This window comes from Bifidobacterium simiiventris (assembly GCF_019331715.1).
GTDB classification, from domain to species: Bacteria; Actinomycetota; Actinomycetes; order Actinomycetales; family Bifidobacteriaceae; genus Bifidobacterium; species Bifidobacterium simiiventris.
This window is the reverse complement of the sequence record NZ_JAHBBG010000015.1, coordinates 40,959-55,986: the sequence shown is the minus strand read 5'-3', so window position 1 is coordinate 55,986 and position 15,028 is coordinate 40,959. Positions and strand designations below refer to the sequence as shown.

The window sequence follows — 15,028 nt, the reverse complement described above, 5'->3', positions numbered from 1 at the left end:
ATCCTGAGCCAGAATCGAACCCTCCACAAAAAAACCTCGTGAAGAGAACCATTGAATGACTCTCAAAACATCAATTGACGGAACATCCTATAAGGAAGGACGTCCACACAAAAACCTCACCCCTCATTAACCACTCTCATGGACTCCCCAAACAGGAAGCGAGGAATGAACTGGCAATCATTGACTATAAAGAAGTAGTACAAACACGCTCTTGAGTTCTCAAACCACCACCACACGACAGACCGGAACCAAACCCCTCCAACCGGAGGAACCCGACCGCTCAGCGGCAGCGAGTGAATAACTTACACCACCCCAACCACAAACGCAAACCCACCACCACACAACCACCACAAAACCACTGAAAACACTACCATCCACCGGCGTGTCGCAAACACCCAAAAACACCCCAAAACCACACCAACCAACCCCACAAACCACACCCAACACCACCAAAAAACAACCACCACCGGCGTGTCGCAAAAAGAACCAGCCGCGCAAGCATCCGAGAGGCGGCAGTTCCCGCCCGAGCAACAATCGACGCGGCGGCCGTCGCAACGGCGTCATAAACGACGGTGGCGGTTTTCTCCCGCCAAGTGCTTGCCTTGCAGGAGAAAACCGCCACTTCCTGTGTCGCCGACGTCACGCCCCCGTTGGCGATGAACAGTCGTATCGGTCCCGTCGGTTCAGATCAGACCCAACATGCGGAACGCGTTCGCGATGCCATCGTCATGGATATCGGTGGTCTGCATGTCGCAGAACGCCTCGATGCCATGCACCGCATTGCCCATCGCCACGCTGGTGCCGGCCGCCTTGAGCATCGCCGCATCGTTGTCGCTGTCGCCGATCGCGATCGTGTCGGCGATGTCGTAGCCAAGCAGACGCGCCACGTCACGCACCGCGCTCCCCTTATCCACGCCGTTGATGAGCAGCTCACCATTGTTCGGCGAGATCTCGTCGTATGAGCCGTGCACCAACTGGAACCACGGGCTCATGTCATGGCGCACGTCCTCGAAGGTCACATCCGGGTTCGGACCGGAGAAATACGATCCCTTGCTGGCACGAATCATATGGCCGAGCGTAGAGCCTTCCGGCACTTCGATCTCATCCATCACATGCCAGTAGCGGGCGAATTCGCCGGCGTTCCATACCGATCCCTTCGTCTCCTGCAGGTGGTGCAGGTATCCGCGCGAGATATACATGCCATCGGCGCCCTGCCACTGATAGTTCTCGATGCCGTGGCGGCGGAAGTACTCGTTCGTCCGGTCAATGTCCTCGGGCGCTACGAAATGCTGGAACAGCACACGGTCGCCGATGTTCGCCTGAGCGCCGGCGACGGAGACGACGCCGTCGAATCCGAGATCGAGAATGCTGTGTTCGATCTTCGGTAGAGAACGGCCGGTGCTGATGAACAGCTTGTGCCCGTTGCGCTGCGCCTGACGACACGCGTCCTGCGCGGATTGAGGCACGACATGCCGTTCGTCGGCCAGCGTACCGTCGATGTCGAGGAATACCAATTTGGGGGTCGCCGTTGCGTTCATCGCAATCTCACCTTTCTTGCAGCGTCATTCATCCTGATCGATCGGACAGAAACCTACCGACCTTACGCGCCCAATCGAACGGTCACCGGCCGTAGAACAGCCGTTCCGTCACGTCGCGCGCCTTGCGCATGGCCGATAACAGGTCGTTCTCGAAATGCTGGCCGCGGTGCGCGTCATAGCCCAGGTACACGGCGATGCCGCCGAGCGAATAGATGTCGTCCGGCAGGATGTCGGCCTGCGAGACGCGTCCGCTCCATAGGTAGTTGCCGTTGCGCGCGGCGGTGCACATGCGCCACGCCTTGCGCAGCACCATAGCATCGGCCACGCTGACGTACGTCATGTGTTCCAGTTCATCGAGTGTCTCCAGCGTGGAGTTCAGCCGCAATGCGGCGTGGTCGCCGGCGTGACGCAACTGCAGCAGCTGCACGGTCCATTCGATATCCGACAGGCCACCCTTGCCGAGTTTCAAATGCCGGTCGCGCCGCACGCCGCGCGGCAGACGCTCGGCTTCCATGCGGGCCTTAAGCTTGCGGATCTCCCCCAGCTCGGATTCGGTCAGATCGTTGACCGGGTAGCGCAACGGGTCCGCAAGCTCGTGCAGGAAGTCCTCGGCCAGCGCTCGGTCGCCGGCGGCGTACCGTGCGCGCAGCAGCGCCTGATGTTCCCACGTGCTCGCCCACGACGCATAGTATTCGCGGCACGATTCGTAGGATCGCACGAGCGGACCGTTCTTGCCTTCGGGTCGCAGATCCATGTCGAGCTCGATCTTCGGTTCGAGCGTGGTCGGCCCCTGCAGGATCTGGCGCAGCGATTCGCAGACCTTGCGGGCGAACTGGTTGGCGGACTGTTCGTCGAACGCGACGCTTCCGTCGTCATCGCCACTGCCGGCACTGTTCGGCCGGTAGATGATGATCACGTCGGCGTCGGAACTGAAGTTGACCTCACGACCGCCGTACCGGCCCATCGCGATGACCGACATGGCGACCGGCGGCCGGTCTTCCGGTAGACCGAGTTCACGGCACTGGTTACGTATCGCCCAGGTGAGCGAGGCGTCGATGATCGCGTCGTACACGTCGGTCATGCCGTGCAGCGAGTCAGCGTCGTCCATCACGCCGCTCATCCACGCCAGGCCGATACGTTCGATCTCATGACGGCGCATGGCACGCATCGACGTCGCGAAATCGTTGATGTTGCCGGCGTTGCGAGACAGCGACGACGCGCACTGCACGTCGAGACTGTCGCGTGAACGTGCGCGCAGACGCTCGTCGTCGCCCAGCCAGGTGACCGAGACGACGGATTTGTTGAGCGCGTCGCCGAGGAAACGCGAATTGGACAGGATGTGACACAAACGCTGCGCGGCGGAAGTCGAGTCGCGCAGGAAGCCGAGGTATTCGCTGTCGGTGCCGAAGTTCTCCTCGAGCTTGCGCCAACTGAGCAGACCCATGTCGGGGTTCTGGCCTTGGCCGAGCCATTGGAGCACGGCGGGCAGGATGATGCGGTTGATCTTCGCGGCGCGCGAGACGCCGGCGGTCAGCGCGTGGACATGGCGGATGGCCGCATCAGTGTCCGCGAATCCGATGGACGCGAATCGTTCGTGTGCGGCCTGCTCGGACAGGGTGACGCCGTCGCCGTCCGCAGATGCCGCGATCGGCAGCATAGGACGGTAATAGATATCCATGTGCAGGCGGCGGACTTCGCGACGGGTCTCGTCGTATTTGTTGACGAGTTCCTCGGGATGCATGCCGAACGCTCGGGCGAGCCGACGCAGTTCAGGATTCTGATTGAGCGCCTCGTCGCTGATGTCGCGCTTGCGGTCGAGACCGCCGATGCTGCCCTGCCCGAGGTCGGGGAACAGGTGGGTGCGTTTAAGCGCCCACATCTGTTGGCGGTGCTCCATCACACGCTCGAACCGGTAGTCCCACGAAAGCTTCGCGGCCTGCTTGCGCGACACATAACCGCCGTCCGCGAGCCGTTGCAGCGATTCGAGCGTGGACGAAGTGCGCAGGCTTTCGTCGGCGCGGCCGTGCACGAGCTGAAGCATCTGGACGGTGAACTCCACGTCGCGCAGACCTCCGCGGCCGAGTTTGATCTCGCGGTCCTTGAGCGGCGCGGCGATGAGGTCCTCGACACGTTTGCGCATCTTCTGGCAGTCGTATACGAAATTGTCGCGTTTCGACGCCGTCCAGACGAACGGCCGGGTCATGTCCATATATGCCTTGCCGAGATCCTTGTCCCCGGCAACGGGCCGCGCCTTGAGCAACGCCTGGAACTCCCAGTTCTCCGCCCACTGCTCGTAATAGCCCTGATGCGATTCGAGCGTGCGCACCAACGGACCGTCCTTGCCTTCAGGGCGCAGGCCGCCGTCGATCTGCCACAGGGTCGGTTCCGCGACACCCATGATGACGGATTGGCATACGCGTTGCAGCAGTGTACCCATCTTGGTGCCGACGCGGGTGAGCGCCTGATGCCCGGTTTCGGTATCGGCCGGTTCGACGACGTAGATCAGATCCACGTCGGATACGTAGTTCAGTTCGCGGGCGCCGAGTTTGCCCATGCCGATGATGGTGAAACGCACGTGCTCGCTGCCATCCACTTCATGCCGGGCGATGGCCAGTGCACCTTCGAGCGCCGCGTCGGCAAGGTCGGACAGTTCCTCGCTGATGCGCGGCTGCAGGGCGATCGGATCGTCGGAGAGCGTGTCCTGCGCGATGATCGCGGCCAGCTGCTTGCGATAGGTGCGTCGCAGCGCGGTGGTCGCATCCGCGAGGCTCAGCGTTGCGACGGGCGCGTTGGAATCGGCGGGATCGGCTCCGACCGCTTCCAGTACGTGGGAACGACGCTGGTCGTGATTGAACAGGTGGGAATTGCAGCCGTCGCTGGCCGCCGCCTCGACCAGATCAAGACGGAATCGCATGAGCTTGCCCATCGCGTCGGACACGCCAAGCACGGCCATGAGTCTGGCGAACGCCTGCTCGTCGGGCAGGATCTCGTCCAACGTGCGCCCTTGACTTTGCAGCGCGTTGATGATGTCGACCAGATTGCCCAATGCCATGTCCGGATCGCAGGCCTTTTCCAGATCGGACAGCAGTTCGCGCAATCGCGGCTCGCCAACCCCGTCAGCGGCGAGCCTGTCGAGCTGTATCCGCGCGGCGTCGAGATCCTGCAATCCGGCATGGATCAGTTCGCGTGCGCCTACTTTGAATTCTCGCGTGGCATCCATACTGTCCCAATGTACTGCATCGTCTGCCTCGGCGCGTGCGATCAGACACGGAAACATCGCGGCAGACGTTGCCGTACTGCGGTTCGGGACAGTCGCCGGCGGCTACTTTGAGAACAGCGTGGACACGTTGTGCCAAATATGCCGTGCGGTGCCGGGGCGGTTCATCGTGTACAGGTGGATGCCGTCCACGTCGTTGGCGACGAGGTTGGTGATCTGCTGGGCGGCGAAGTTGATGCCGGCCGCGCGCAGCGACGGCAGGTCGTCGCCCCACTTGTCGAGCATGGCGGACACGGCCTTGGGGATGCGCGTGTTGTTCTTGGCGGCCATCGACAGGACCGATTTGGCGGAGGTGACCGGCATGATGCCCGCTTCGATCGGCACGGCGATGCCGGCCGCGCGCGCTTTGTCGAGGAAGCGGTAGAAGTCGGCGTTGTCGTAGAACAGCTGGGAGATCAGGTGCGAGGCGCCGGCGTCGACCTTGGTTTTCAGGTGGGCGATGTCGTCGTCCAGGGATTCGGATTCGATGTGGCCTTCCGGATAGCAGGCGGCGTAGATCTTCAAATCCGGCTTGCGGTCGCGGATGTATGCGATCAGGTCGCTGGCGTGCAGGAAGACGTCGACCGGTTCGAGGCCGTCGAGGTGGTCGCCGCGCAGCGCAAGCACGCCGCTGACCTTGGCCTGGGTGAACAGACCGAGCGCGTCGTCGATCTTCGCCTCGTCGGAGTACAGGGCGGTCAGATGCGCGACCGTGGGGATCTGATAATCCTGGCGGATCGTGTTGGCGATGCGCGCGGTGGCGGTGCGATCGGCATGGGTGCCGTGGCCGTAGGTGACTGAGATGAAGTCCGGTTTGAGTCCTTCGAGCCCGTCGAGCGCATCGTAGATCGTGCCGATCGGCGCGTCGCGCTTCGGGGGGAAGACTTCCAGCGAGAACATCGGAGAGTGCATGGTTGATGCTCCTATGAATGAAGAGGCTCCCCTCGTGTGAGGGGAGCCGTTATGCCAGTAAAGACTTAGGCGAGCTTGGCGCGCACGGCCTTGGCGGCCGCGACCAAATGCTCGAGGCTCGGCCAGGTTTCGGCGTTGCCACGGGTCTTCAGACCGCAGTCGGGGTTGATCCACACCTTCTCGACGTCCATCTTCTTGAGGATCTCGTAGATGCGCTCCTCGATTTCGGCCTCGGACGGGATGCGCGGCGAGTGGATGTCGTAGACGCCCGGGCCGGCCTCGGTCTCGAAGTGCGCGTCGTGGATCGCGTCGAGCACGACGAGATCGCCGCGGGACGCCTCGAAGGAGATCACGTCGGCATCCATCGCGTCGATATCACGGATGATGTCGTTGAACTCCGAGTAGCACATGTGCGTGTGGATCTGCGTGGTCGGCTTGACACCGGAGTGCACGAGACGGAAGGCCGGGATGGCCCAGTCAAGGTACTTCTTGTGCCAGTCGGTCTTCCTGAGCGGCAGCTTCTCGCGCAGTGCGGCCTCGTCGATCTGGATGACCTTGATGCCGGCGGCCTCGAGGTCGAGCACTTCGTCGCGGATGGCGAGGGCGAGCTGCTGGGTCTGCTGCTCGTGGGTGATGTCCTCGCGCGGCCAGGACCAGTTGAGGATGGTGACCGGACCGGTGAGCATGCCCTTCATGACATGGTTGGTACGGCTCTGCGCGTACGCGGACCATTCGACGGTGATCGGCTTGGCACGCGAGACGTCGCCCCACACGATCGGAGGCTTGACGCAGCGGGTGCCATAGGACTGCACCCAGGCGTTCTTGGTGAACAGGAAACCGTTGAGGTTCTGGCCGAAGTATTCGACCATGTCGTTGCGCTCGAATTCGCCATGGACGAGCACGTCGAGGCCGATCTCCTCCTGATGCTTGATGCACGCATCGATCTGGCCCTTGATGAACGTGTCGTATTCGTCCTTGGTGATCTCACCCTTGCGGAAGCGCGCACGCTCGGCGCGGATCTCCTTGGTCTGCGGGAAGGAGCCGATCGTGGTGGTCGGCAGCAGCGGCAGGCCGAGTGCCTCGCGCTGTTCCTTCTGACGTTCGGCGCGGGCCGGCTGACGAACGAAATCGGCTTCGGTGAGCTTGGCGATGCGGTCGGCCACGGCCTGATCGGGAGTGACGCGGGTGCCGTCGAACAGCGCCTGATTGGCGGCCAGTTCGGCAGACGCCTTCTTCTCGTCATCGCTCGCGTCGGCCAGCTTGGCGATCTCGACCAGTTCACCGACCTTCTCGACGGCGAACGCGAAATGCTTGAGCACAGCCGGATCGAGCGCGGTCTCGCCTTCGGTGCTGAACGGCACGTGCAGCAGGGAGGAGGCGGTGGACACGGCCACGTTCGGCGTAACCTGCTTGAGCGCGTCGAGCAGTCCGAGGCTCACGGCGTAGTTGTTACGCCAGATGTTGCGGCCGTTGACCACGCCGGCGAAGATCGTCGTCGCGGAGTTCACGCCGTGCTGCTGGACGGCGGCGAGGTTCTCGTCCTTGCCTTCGTTGAGATCGAGGCCGATGCCGTCGAAACCGAGCAGGTTGACGGTCTCGTACACGTCGGCGATGTGGCCGAAGTACGTGTTGAGCAGCACCTTGACCTTGCCGTTGCGGGCGGGCAGGATCTTCGTGTACAGGGTCTTGAACAGTTCGACGTCGCCCGGCTCCTTGTCAAGCACGAGGTACGGCTCGTCGATCTGCACCCATGCGGCGCCGAGCTCGGCGAACTTGGCGAGCACTTCGGCGTACACGGCGGCGACCGCGTTCACGAGGCCCTTGTCGTATTCGATTTCTTCCGCCTGGTCATTGCGGGCGAGCTTGAGGAACGTGTACGGGCCGATGAGCACCGGCTTGGTGAGGATGCCGAGCTCCTTGGCCTCGTTGAACTCGTCGAACGGCTTGGTGCTGTTGAGTTTGATCTCGGTGGACGGTTCGATCTCCGGCACGAGGTAGTGGTAATTGGTGGTGAACCACTTCTTCATCGGCAGGGCGGTCACGTCGCCGTGCTCGCCCTGATAGCCACGGGCCATCGCGAACAGCGTTTCCTCCGGATTGTCGAAGGAAAGACGCTGGTAGCGCTGCGGGATCACGTTAAGCAGGATCGCCGTATCCAGCATCTGGTCGTAGTAGCTGAAGTCGTTGCTGGGGATCAGGTCGACGCCGGCGTCGGCCTGCAGCTTCCAGTGCTTGGCTCGCAGATCCTTGGCGGTGGCGCGAACGTCGTCGAGCGAGGCGGCGCCCTTCCAGTAGCTTTCGATGATCTTCTTCAGTTCGCGGTTCTGGCCGATGCGCGGAAAACCGGAAACGGAAGTCAGTGCGGACATGGTTCCTCCTGAAATCTTACAATTGCAACCCGGCCAACCTATCACAGATCGGCCGGATGTAAGGCATCAAGGGAACTTGGGTGTCGCTATAAGCAAGCCTTATAGCAGTGTCGAGACGGTCGTCGCCGGCCGCGCTCAGTCGAAGTCGTTGGGGGTGATGACGGCGATCAGGTCGGCGTCGTGCAGCTGCCATTGACTGAACGGCTTGTTCGAGCCGAAGACCGCGATGGACGCGGTGGACAGGCCGAGGTTGAGCTGGTCGAGCGTGGCCGGGTCGGAATCATGCGAGGCAAGCCATTGGCTGGCGATCGACATGGTCGGCTCGTGACCGAGCACCATGAGCACGCGATGCTTGTCCTTGGTCTGCACAAGTTCGTCGAGCACGGCCTGGATGCCGCCGTCGTACAGACTTTGCCGATAGTCGACCTTGGGCACGTCGCCGAAGGTTTTGAGCATCTTCGCGCAAGTCTGTTGGGTACGCAACGCGCCGGAGCACGCTATACGGTTGGGCACAAGCCCCAAACCCAGCAGCCCCTTGCCCACGGCCTTGGCCTGCTTGAGTCCCTTGTCGGACAGCGGACGGTCGCGGTCGCCGTGTTCGCCGAACGGTTCGGCCTTCGCATGCCTCATGATGATGAGGATATGATCATACGACTTGGCTTTTTTCTCGACCTTGCCCAATTTCACGGCCATGACCGCCCTTTCGGTGAAGCGATAAAACTGCCCCCTATTATGGCCGATGAAAGTGAACTTTCATCCCGCGTGTTGCACGGGATTCACCCGGTTACAGGTGCGAGACCTGCGCGTCCAGATCGCGCAGCACCTTGCGCAACTTGCGGTCTGAGATGTCGCGCAGTTCGAGATCCTCGAGCTGCGCGGCGCGTTCGTCGTCCGTGAGCGAGTCGATGTCGGTGGTCGTGTCCTTGGTGACGCGGTCGCGTTTCTTGAGCGCCGCGAAGCCTTCCGCCATCGCGCGCGAGACGACGAGGAACCCGGTGTGGCCGATCATCTGGTGGTCGGGACGCACGGCCAATCCCTGCGCCTTCCAACTACGTTCCAGCGTCTCCTGAATGTCCGGTTCGGTCCAGCGGCCGGAGTCGCGCAGCGCTTCGACCAGACGCGACATCTGCGTGGTCGTGGTGATGTAGCAGACGAGCACGCCACCGGGGGCGATCACGCGGTACGCCTGTTCGAGCCGGTTCCATGGGTCGAGCATGTCGAGCATGATGCGGTCGTATTCATGTTCCGGCAGACTTGCAGCGACCGAGTCGAAGTCGCCGGTCTTCAGGTCCCACCATGCCGGTTTTTCGCCGTAGTACAGGGTCGCGTTCGCCTCGGCCACGCGCGCGAAGTCGGGGCGCAGCTCGATCGTGGTCAGATGGCCGTTCTCCCCCACCGCATCGAGCAGGTTGACGCTCATAGCGCCCGAACCGGCGCCCGATTCGAGCACGTGCAGACCTTTGCGAATGTCGCCGAGCTGGATGACCTGCGCGATGTCCTTCGGGTACATGATCTGCGCGCCGCGCGGCATCGACAGTACGTAGTCGGCCAGTCGCGGACGCATGACCGCATAGTCCCAGCCGCCGATCGCGCGGGCGGCCTTCCACGGCTTGTTGGCGTCACGTTCAGGATGCACCTGATTGACCTGCGCCTCACGTTTCGCGGTGACGGTGGTCACGACGATGCCTTCCGTACGGCCGATCACATCACCGTGCAGGATCAGGCCATGCTCGGTCTGTGTGGAGCCGCCGGCGACCAGCTGGTCGGTGATCTTCTTGCCCTTGCGATCGGTGAACTGCACCTTCTCGCCGGCGCGCAACGCCCCGCGACGTTCCTGCATGACTGTCTCTCCTTGTGGATCTCTAGTATCCGGTCCCGATATAAAGCGGATACCAGTGTATCCAGTTCCCGGGATCGCGCCGAGCAATCCCAGGAACCGTAATGCCCATTCACTCGTCCCGGTCAGTCCTCTGATAGGTCACGGAGAACTCCTTGGCACGCCGCAACGACTGCTGCCGCGTGAGCGGGTTGAGCCAGTCAAAGCTGTACGGCTGATAGATATCAAGCCCGCGGCCGGGGATGACGCGCCATCCCGTATCGGTGACGATGGAACGGTCGTGTCCGGAGTCGCTGAATTCATATGTGAAAACGATGCCCAGCTCCCCGAACTCGGCCTGCACGGCATTCAGGTCTTCGATCTGCTGATCAAGGAATTGCGGCTCGGTGCGCCCCGTGACCAAGTGCACTTGTACTTCGTCCCCTCGATCGGTGTAGTTAAGCACGGTTTCCAGGAATTCGGCAAGATTGCGAATCTGATAGGGCATCCGGATGTACTGGTCCTTCAGCGTGATGCGCTTTGCGCCGGCCACATACGCGCCGAACAGTTTGTTGTACGTGATGCCCCGTTGGTTTTCGGCAAATTCAAGATGGCCCTCACGGGCCGCTGCGGCGGCGCGTTCGATGCGCGACAAAACAGACTTCTTCACCGCAGTCACGGACTGTATGGAGGAATCTCCCGTGGGCTGGGTTTGGCCATCCGTTGCGGATGGAATCGACTTGGCGTCCACGCCGTTGGTGACGGGATCGGCAACGGCGACTGTCACTGGCATGCCCGGCATCGCGGTATTCTCCACAGCCGCAACGTCGTCACGCCCGTTCCCGTCCCGCCAATACAGCTCCGGGTAGTCGTCCTCTTCGAGCGTATGCACGGCGACGGGTTCCGTGGAGCCGGCACGGATGTAGCTGAAGTCGACCTCGGCCATCGTCGAGTCGATGCGGCACAGCTGGTCCTTGACGCGTTTGCGTCCTTCGATGGCGCAGCGCAGCAACGGTTCCATCTCGCTCATCGTCGCATCGCCGGACGGGTAGATGAGTTTCATCAGTCCGGAGAAGGTCTTGCGCACGCCGTCCTTGTCTCGCGTGGACAGCGACGGCGAAAGCGTGAAGTACCGCTCGAATGCAGACCCGTAGTCTACATTGCGCAAGTTGTGCAGGATCTCGGCCAGATAATCGACCACGAACCCATAACCGGAGGTGAACATCTCGCTGCGGATCTGCTCGAACTCCCAGCCGGGCAGATAGTAGTGGATGCGGTCAAGGAAGGCCGGGTCATGGTATTGGGCGGGCAGTTCCTCGAACAGGTCGGTGTTCTTGAGCATGTACGGCACGTTGTGCGACGTGTTGCCCACGAACACCATGGACGCCTCCGCCTGCATGGTGTTGCGGCCGCGCGAGAACGACTTGTTCGCCATGTAGTTCTTCATGATGTCCACGAGCGCGCGATCGGCCTTCTTGGTTTTGCCGGCGAACTCGTCGAACGCGACCGTGTCCCAGAACCCGACCAGACCGATCTGCCCGGTCGTGTTGTTGACGAACAGTTTCGCCGCGGTCACCTCGCCGCCGGAGATGAGCATGCCGTGCGGCGAGAACTCGGAGTAGATGTGCGACTTGCCGGTGCCTTTCGGCCCGAGTTCGATCAAATTGTAGTTGCGTTCCACGAACGGGATCATGCGCACCAGATGCAGCAGTTTGGCGCGATCCGAGAACTGCGACGGGTTGAATCCGACCGACTGCATCAGCAGGTCGATCCATTCGTCGGCCGTGAACCGCGAGCGCATCGCGAGATAGTTTTCCCGGTCGTCGTGCGACATCTGCACGGGCATGAGCCGGTGCAGCCGCCACGGCACGTCCTTGGGGTCGCCCGAGTAGGCGTAGACCAGCGTGCACATGCACCAGATGCCGGTGACCATGAGCTTGGGATTGTTCCGAACGGTTTGCGAGTCGACGACGACCCGACTGATGCCGAGGTTTTCGAATGTGGCCTCGTACTGGTCGAGTTTTTCGTTGAGTGCGACCTGCACTTTGTCGATGACCTGATAGCGGCCTTTTTCGCGGATCTTCGACTGGATGAGGTTGGCTTCCTCGCGATGCACGTAGTTGTCCGCGAGGATGGCCCGCACCCGTTCCACGCCGGCCTGCACGCTGTTCGCATCGGTGGTGGTCGCGTATTTGCCGAGCAGATACTCCAACACGTACGAGGGAACGAGCGCGTTGCCTTTGACTTTGCTGACGAGGTCCTTGCGCACCGTGTATCCGGAGACTTCGGCGGTCACTTTGCGGTCCAGTTCGCTCATCGGCGGAACGCTGCCTTGTTCGGCCGGCGTGTTGCCCGCCGCATGCTCTTCGTTGGTCATGGTTCCTACCTTACCCGTCTGTCGTTGCTCAAGTTGTCTGGCCTCGTGTCAGAAGTCGAAACCGTCGTCGATCACGAGTCCGCGTTGGAGCCGGTATTCCGCCTTCTTGGCATCAAGTCTGCGCGTCTGGTTGGAGCCGGCAATCCGCTCGCTCAATCGCAGTTCGATGACGGTGTTGTTGAACCGGTCCGCGTCCGTGGTCAGCAGGAATGTGGCCGGGACGTGGCGTTCGGCCGGATCTTTGGATGTGGATGCAAAGGCGAGCGGCACTTCGTTGGAGATCAGCGTGGCGTGGCCGTTTGATTCCACGCCCCATAGTCCGGCGAGCACGGTGCGTTCGGATATCTTGCCTCCCACCGGTTCGGTCTGCAGGAAGTCGACGGTGATCTGTCCGGTGGTAATGCGGTCGGTGTTCTGCAGGATGCGGAATTCCACCTGGCGTGCGTCGCCGGAGGCTGAACGGCCTTTGTTGATGTGTACGACCGGCACCACGATTTCCGGCAGTGCGGCGCCGCCGTGCGCGTATCGTGCGCCGTCGCCTTGGATGCGCAGCCGATGGATGCCGTTGGGAGTCTGTATGGTCACGTGCTCGTCGCTCGGGTCGGCCAGTCCGACCTGTGCGGCGGCGAACGTGACGAACGCGGGTTTGTTCGCAAGGTTGGAGCCGATGACGAACCGCCGCTTCTTCTGCCAGATCACGTCGCCGGATGGGGTTTCGCTCAGCCATTCGGCATCGGTCACGTCATGGTCTTGGTAGAGGAAGCCGTGGTCGGCGGTGACGATCATGTTGGTCACGTTTGCGTTGGCCAGTCGCTTGACGATGCCGTCCAGATCATCGAGCGCGCGCTCGCATGCGCCGAATACGTCCGACGCGCTTGCGGCCTTGTCTCCGGTCGCGTCGATGACGTTGTGGTAGACGTAGAGCACGTTGCAGGATTTGACCAGTTCGCGGTATTCGTCCCGTTTCATGTTCATCAGCGTTTCCGCGTCCACTGCGGTGCCGTTCACTGCGGAAAGGATCGAGTCCCGCGCGGCCGTGCCCTTGGTGGATTGGCCGTCCGCGAGCACGGAGTAGTGGTCCGCCGGGTCCAATGCGAGCGTCGTGTGCGGCAGCAGCGCGGCCATGCCCAGTTGCGTGTATGAGGGCAGCACGCCCAGTTGCGCGTCCATCGTGGCGTTCCAGCGGCTTTGCGAGCCCAGCCGTTCGCGGAATTCCGCGGCCACGTCATAGCGTAGCGCGTCGGAGATGATGACGGCGATCTTCTTGCCGGCGTCGGTCGTTTTCTTGACATTACGCGTGTAGAAGTCGGTTTGCGGGGGGACATCGTCGATCGACCAGTCGGTCATCGTGTTGACCTGCGTCTGCCATGCCATGCCGAGATCGGCCTGATAACGCGCGTATTCCTGTTCGAGGCTTTCCGCGACCATTCTGCCGCTGAACGGCCGGCTGCTCGCTTTCCATGCGGCGACGAACCGACGGTAACAGCCGTCGACGCGACACAAGTCGTCGGCGTAGATCCTGAATCCGGCTTGCGCTGACGTGATGGACGCCATGACGGGCCGGGCCGTGCGCAGTTGCGCCCGCAATGCGCTGGCGGCGGCGATGACGGCATAATCCTTGGCGAAATCATCATGCCAGAGGCCGTATTGGCGGGATGCGACGATGCGTTGCACGTCATCGTCGGTGATGCTCTCGTTGCCGAGGTCCGCGTACAGCAGTTCCACGAGCTGCTCGTCGACTTCGCGGAAAACGCCGCGCGACGTCAGTTCGTCCAATTCCATACGGGCGATGTCGTGGTCAATCGACAGGTCGGAGAACACGTCCTCGGCCAGGGCCCGCATCACCGGCGCGAACCGTGGATCGTTGCGCCACATGTCGAAGTCGCGGCGGATGTTCGCATAGTAGTCGGCGCCATGCTCGGCGTCGCTGAATCCGTTCCATGCCAAGCGGAATAGCCAGAGCACGAAGTCCTTCACCGTGGGATGCGCCAATGACCGGTCCGCGTCGAACCGGTAGATGCCGCGTGTGCCGGTCCAGTGGTAGTCGAGCAGTCCCATCGTTTCGATGCGTTCGATGCCGTCCGTGTCACCTTGCGCGTATTGTTCGAGCAGTTTGCGCCAGATCGATTGCAGACTGTGCTCCCCCGCCGGCAAGCTCAAGAGCACGGCGATCATCTTCGCCTGGAAATCACGTTCGTCATCGTTGGCTCGCAAACGGCTTGCCAACGATTCGACCAGTTCGTCGTCCTCGAAGAACGGTTTGGTGCGCTGCATGATGGCGAGCCACGTATCGCGAGTGACGGCGGACGTTTCGCGCGGGAACAGTTCATGGACGATCATCGACAGCTTGTCGGCGGTGAACAGTGGTCCGTATGCCAGTTCGAGATCCAACAGCCAGTTGTCTTCGTCTTTGGGCAGTTTGCCGGTCAGATACACGAGGAACTTCGCGGTCGGTTGTTCGATGAGCATGCGATGCTTCAACGCGAACGGATTGCGTTCCAGACGCACGATTTGAACATCGCGCAACGTCTCGTCGGCAGCATCCGACCCGGCGATGTCGGTCAGCTGGTCCTCGAACTCGCCACGCTCGTCATACCAGAACACGATGCGCCCGGCGCTGTACGGTGTCCCGTCGAATACCGCGAACCGGGACGCCAGCAATCGTCCGATCTGCATGCCGCTGCTCATGCGGGGTCCTTTCGTTGTTATGATCGAGTGTCGAGTATGGTCGACACTGTACTGGGTTGTACACGAAGGTTT

General features: G+C 61.9%; 8 protein-coding genes. All 8 read right to left on the bottom strand.

Features of this window, described 5'->3' with window-relative positions; genetic code table 11:
* Positions 1-683: 683 nt before the first annotated feature.
* Positions 684-1,538, bottom strand: a complete 855-nt coding sequence (locus tag KIH76_RS10665; protein WP_219070635.1) for an HAD family hydrolase — start codon at positions 1,536-1,538, stop codon at positions 684-686.
* Positions 1,539-1,620: 82 nt separating this feature from the next.
* Positions 1,621-4,758, bottom strand: coding sequence for a bifunctional [glutamine synthetase] adenylyltransferase/[glutamine synthetase]-adenylyl-L-tyrosine phosphorylase (locus KIH76_RS10660; protein WP_219070634.1), 3,138 nt, complete (start codon positions 4,756-4,758; stop codon positions 1,621-1,623).
* A 102-nt stretch (positions 4,759-4,860) separates the two neighbouring features.
* Entirely contained in the window at positions 4,861-5,706 is an 846-nt protein-coding gene (metF, locus tag KIH76_RS10655) for a methylenetetrahydrofolate reductase [NAD(P)H] (RefSeq protein WP_214374611.1), read from the bottom strand.
* 65 nt (positions 5,707-5,771) lie between these two features.
* The gene (gene metE, locus KIH76_RS10650; RefSeq protein WP_219070633.1) at positions 5,772-8,075 is read right to left on the bottom strand and encodes a 5-methyltetrahydropteroyltriglutamate--homocysteine S-methyltransferase; all 2,304 of its coding nucleotides are present in this window, start codon (positions 8,073-8,075) and stop codon (positions 5,772-5,774) included.
* A 135-nt stretch (positions 8,076-8,210) separates the two neighbouring features.
* The gene (locus KIH76_RS10645) at positions 8,211-8,768 is read right to left on the bottom strand and encodes a SixA phosphatase family protein (RefSeq protein ID WP_219070631.1); all 558 of its coding nucleotides are present in this window, start codon (positions 8,766-8,768) and stop codon (positions 8,211-8,213) included.
* 91 nt (positions 8,769-8,859) lie between these two features.
* On the bottom strand, positions 8,860-9,915 hold the full coding sequence (locus KIH76_RS10640) for a tRNA (adenine-N1)-methyltransferase (protein ID WP_214374608.1): 1,056 nt from the start codon (positions 9,913-9,915) through the stop codon (positions 8,860-8,862).
* 109 nt (positions 9,916-10,024) lie between these two features.
* The gene (gene brxL, locus KIH76_RS10635; protein WP_219070630.1) at positions 10,025-12,268 is read right to left on the bottom strand and encodes a BREX system Lon protease-like protein BrxL; all 2,244 of its coding nucleotides are present in this window, start codon (positions 12,266-12,268) and stop codon (positions 10,025-10,027) included.
* Positions 12,269-12,316: 48 nt separating this feature from the next.
* Complete coding sequence (pglZ, locus tag KIH76_RS10630; protein ID WP_219070628.1) at positions 12,317-14,956, bottom strand: BREX-1 system phosphatase PglZ type A; 2,640 nt, start codon at positions 14,954-14,956, stop codon at positions 12,317-12,319.
* Positions 14,957-15,028 lie beyond the last annotated feature (72 nt).

Coding starts and splice junctions, on each gene's coding strand:
- metF (WP_214374611.1), bottom strand. CDS start 5,706: ATGCACTCTCCGATGTTCTCGCTGGAAGTCTTCCCCCCGAAGCGCGAC.
- brxL (WP_219070630.1), bottom strand. CDS start 12,268: ATGACCAACGAAGAGCATGCGGCGGGCAACACGCCGGCCGAACAAGGC.
- KIH76_RS10660 (WP_219070634.1), bottom strand. CDS start 4,758: ATGGATGCCACGCGAGAATTCAAAGTAGGCGCACGCGAACTGATCCAT.
- KIH76_RS10640 (WP_214374608.1), bottom strand. CDS start 9,915: ATGCAGGAACGTCGCGGGGCGTTGCGCGCCGGCGAGAAGGTGCAGTTC.
- metE (WP_219070633.1), bottom strand. CDS start 8,075: ATGTCCGCACTGACTTCCGTTTCCGGTTTTCCGCGCATCGGCCAGAAC.
- KIH76_RS10645 (WP_219070631.1), bottom strand. CDS start 8,768: ATGGCCGTGAAATTGGGCAAGGTCGAGAAAAAAGCCAAGTCGTATGAT.
- pglZ (WP_219070628.1), bottom strand. CDS start 14,956: ATGAGCAGCGGCATGCAGATCGGACGATTGCTGGCGTCCCGGTTCGCG.
- KIH76_RS10665 (WP_219070635.1), bottom strand. CDS start 1,538: ATGAACGCAACGGCGACCCCCAAATTGGTATTCCTCGACATCGACGGT.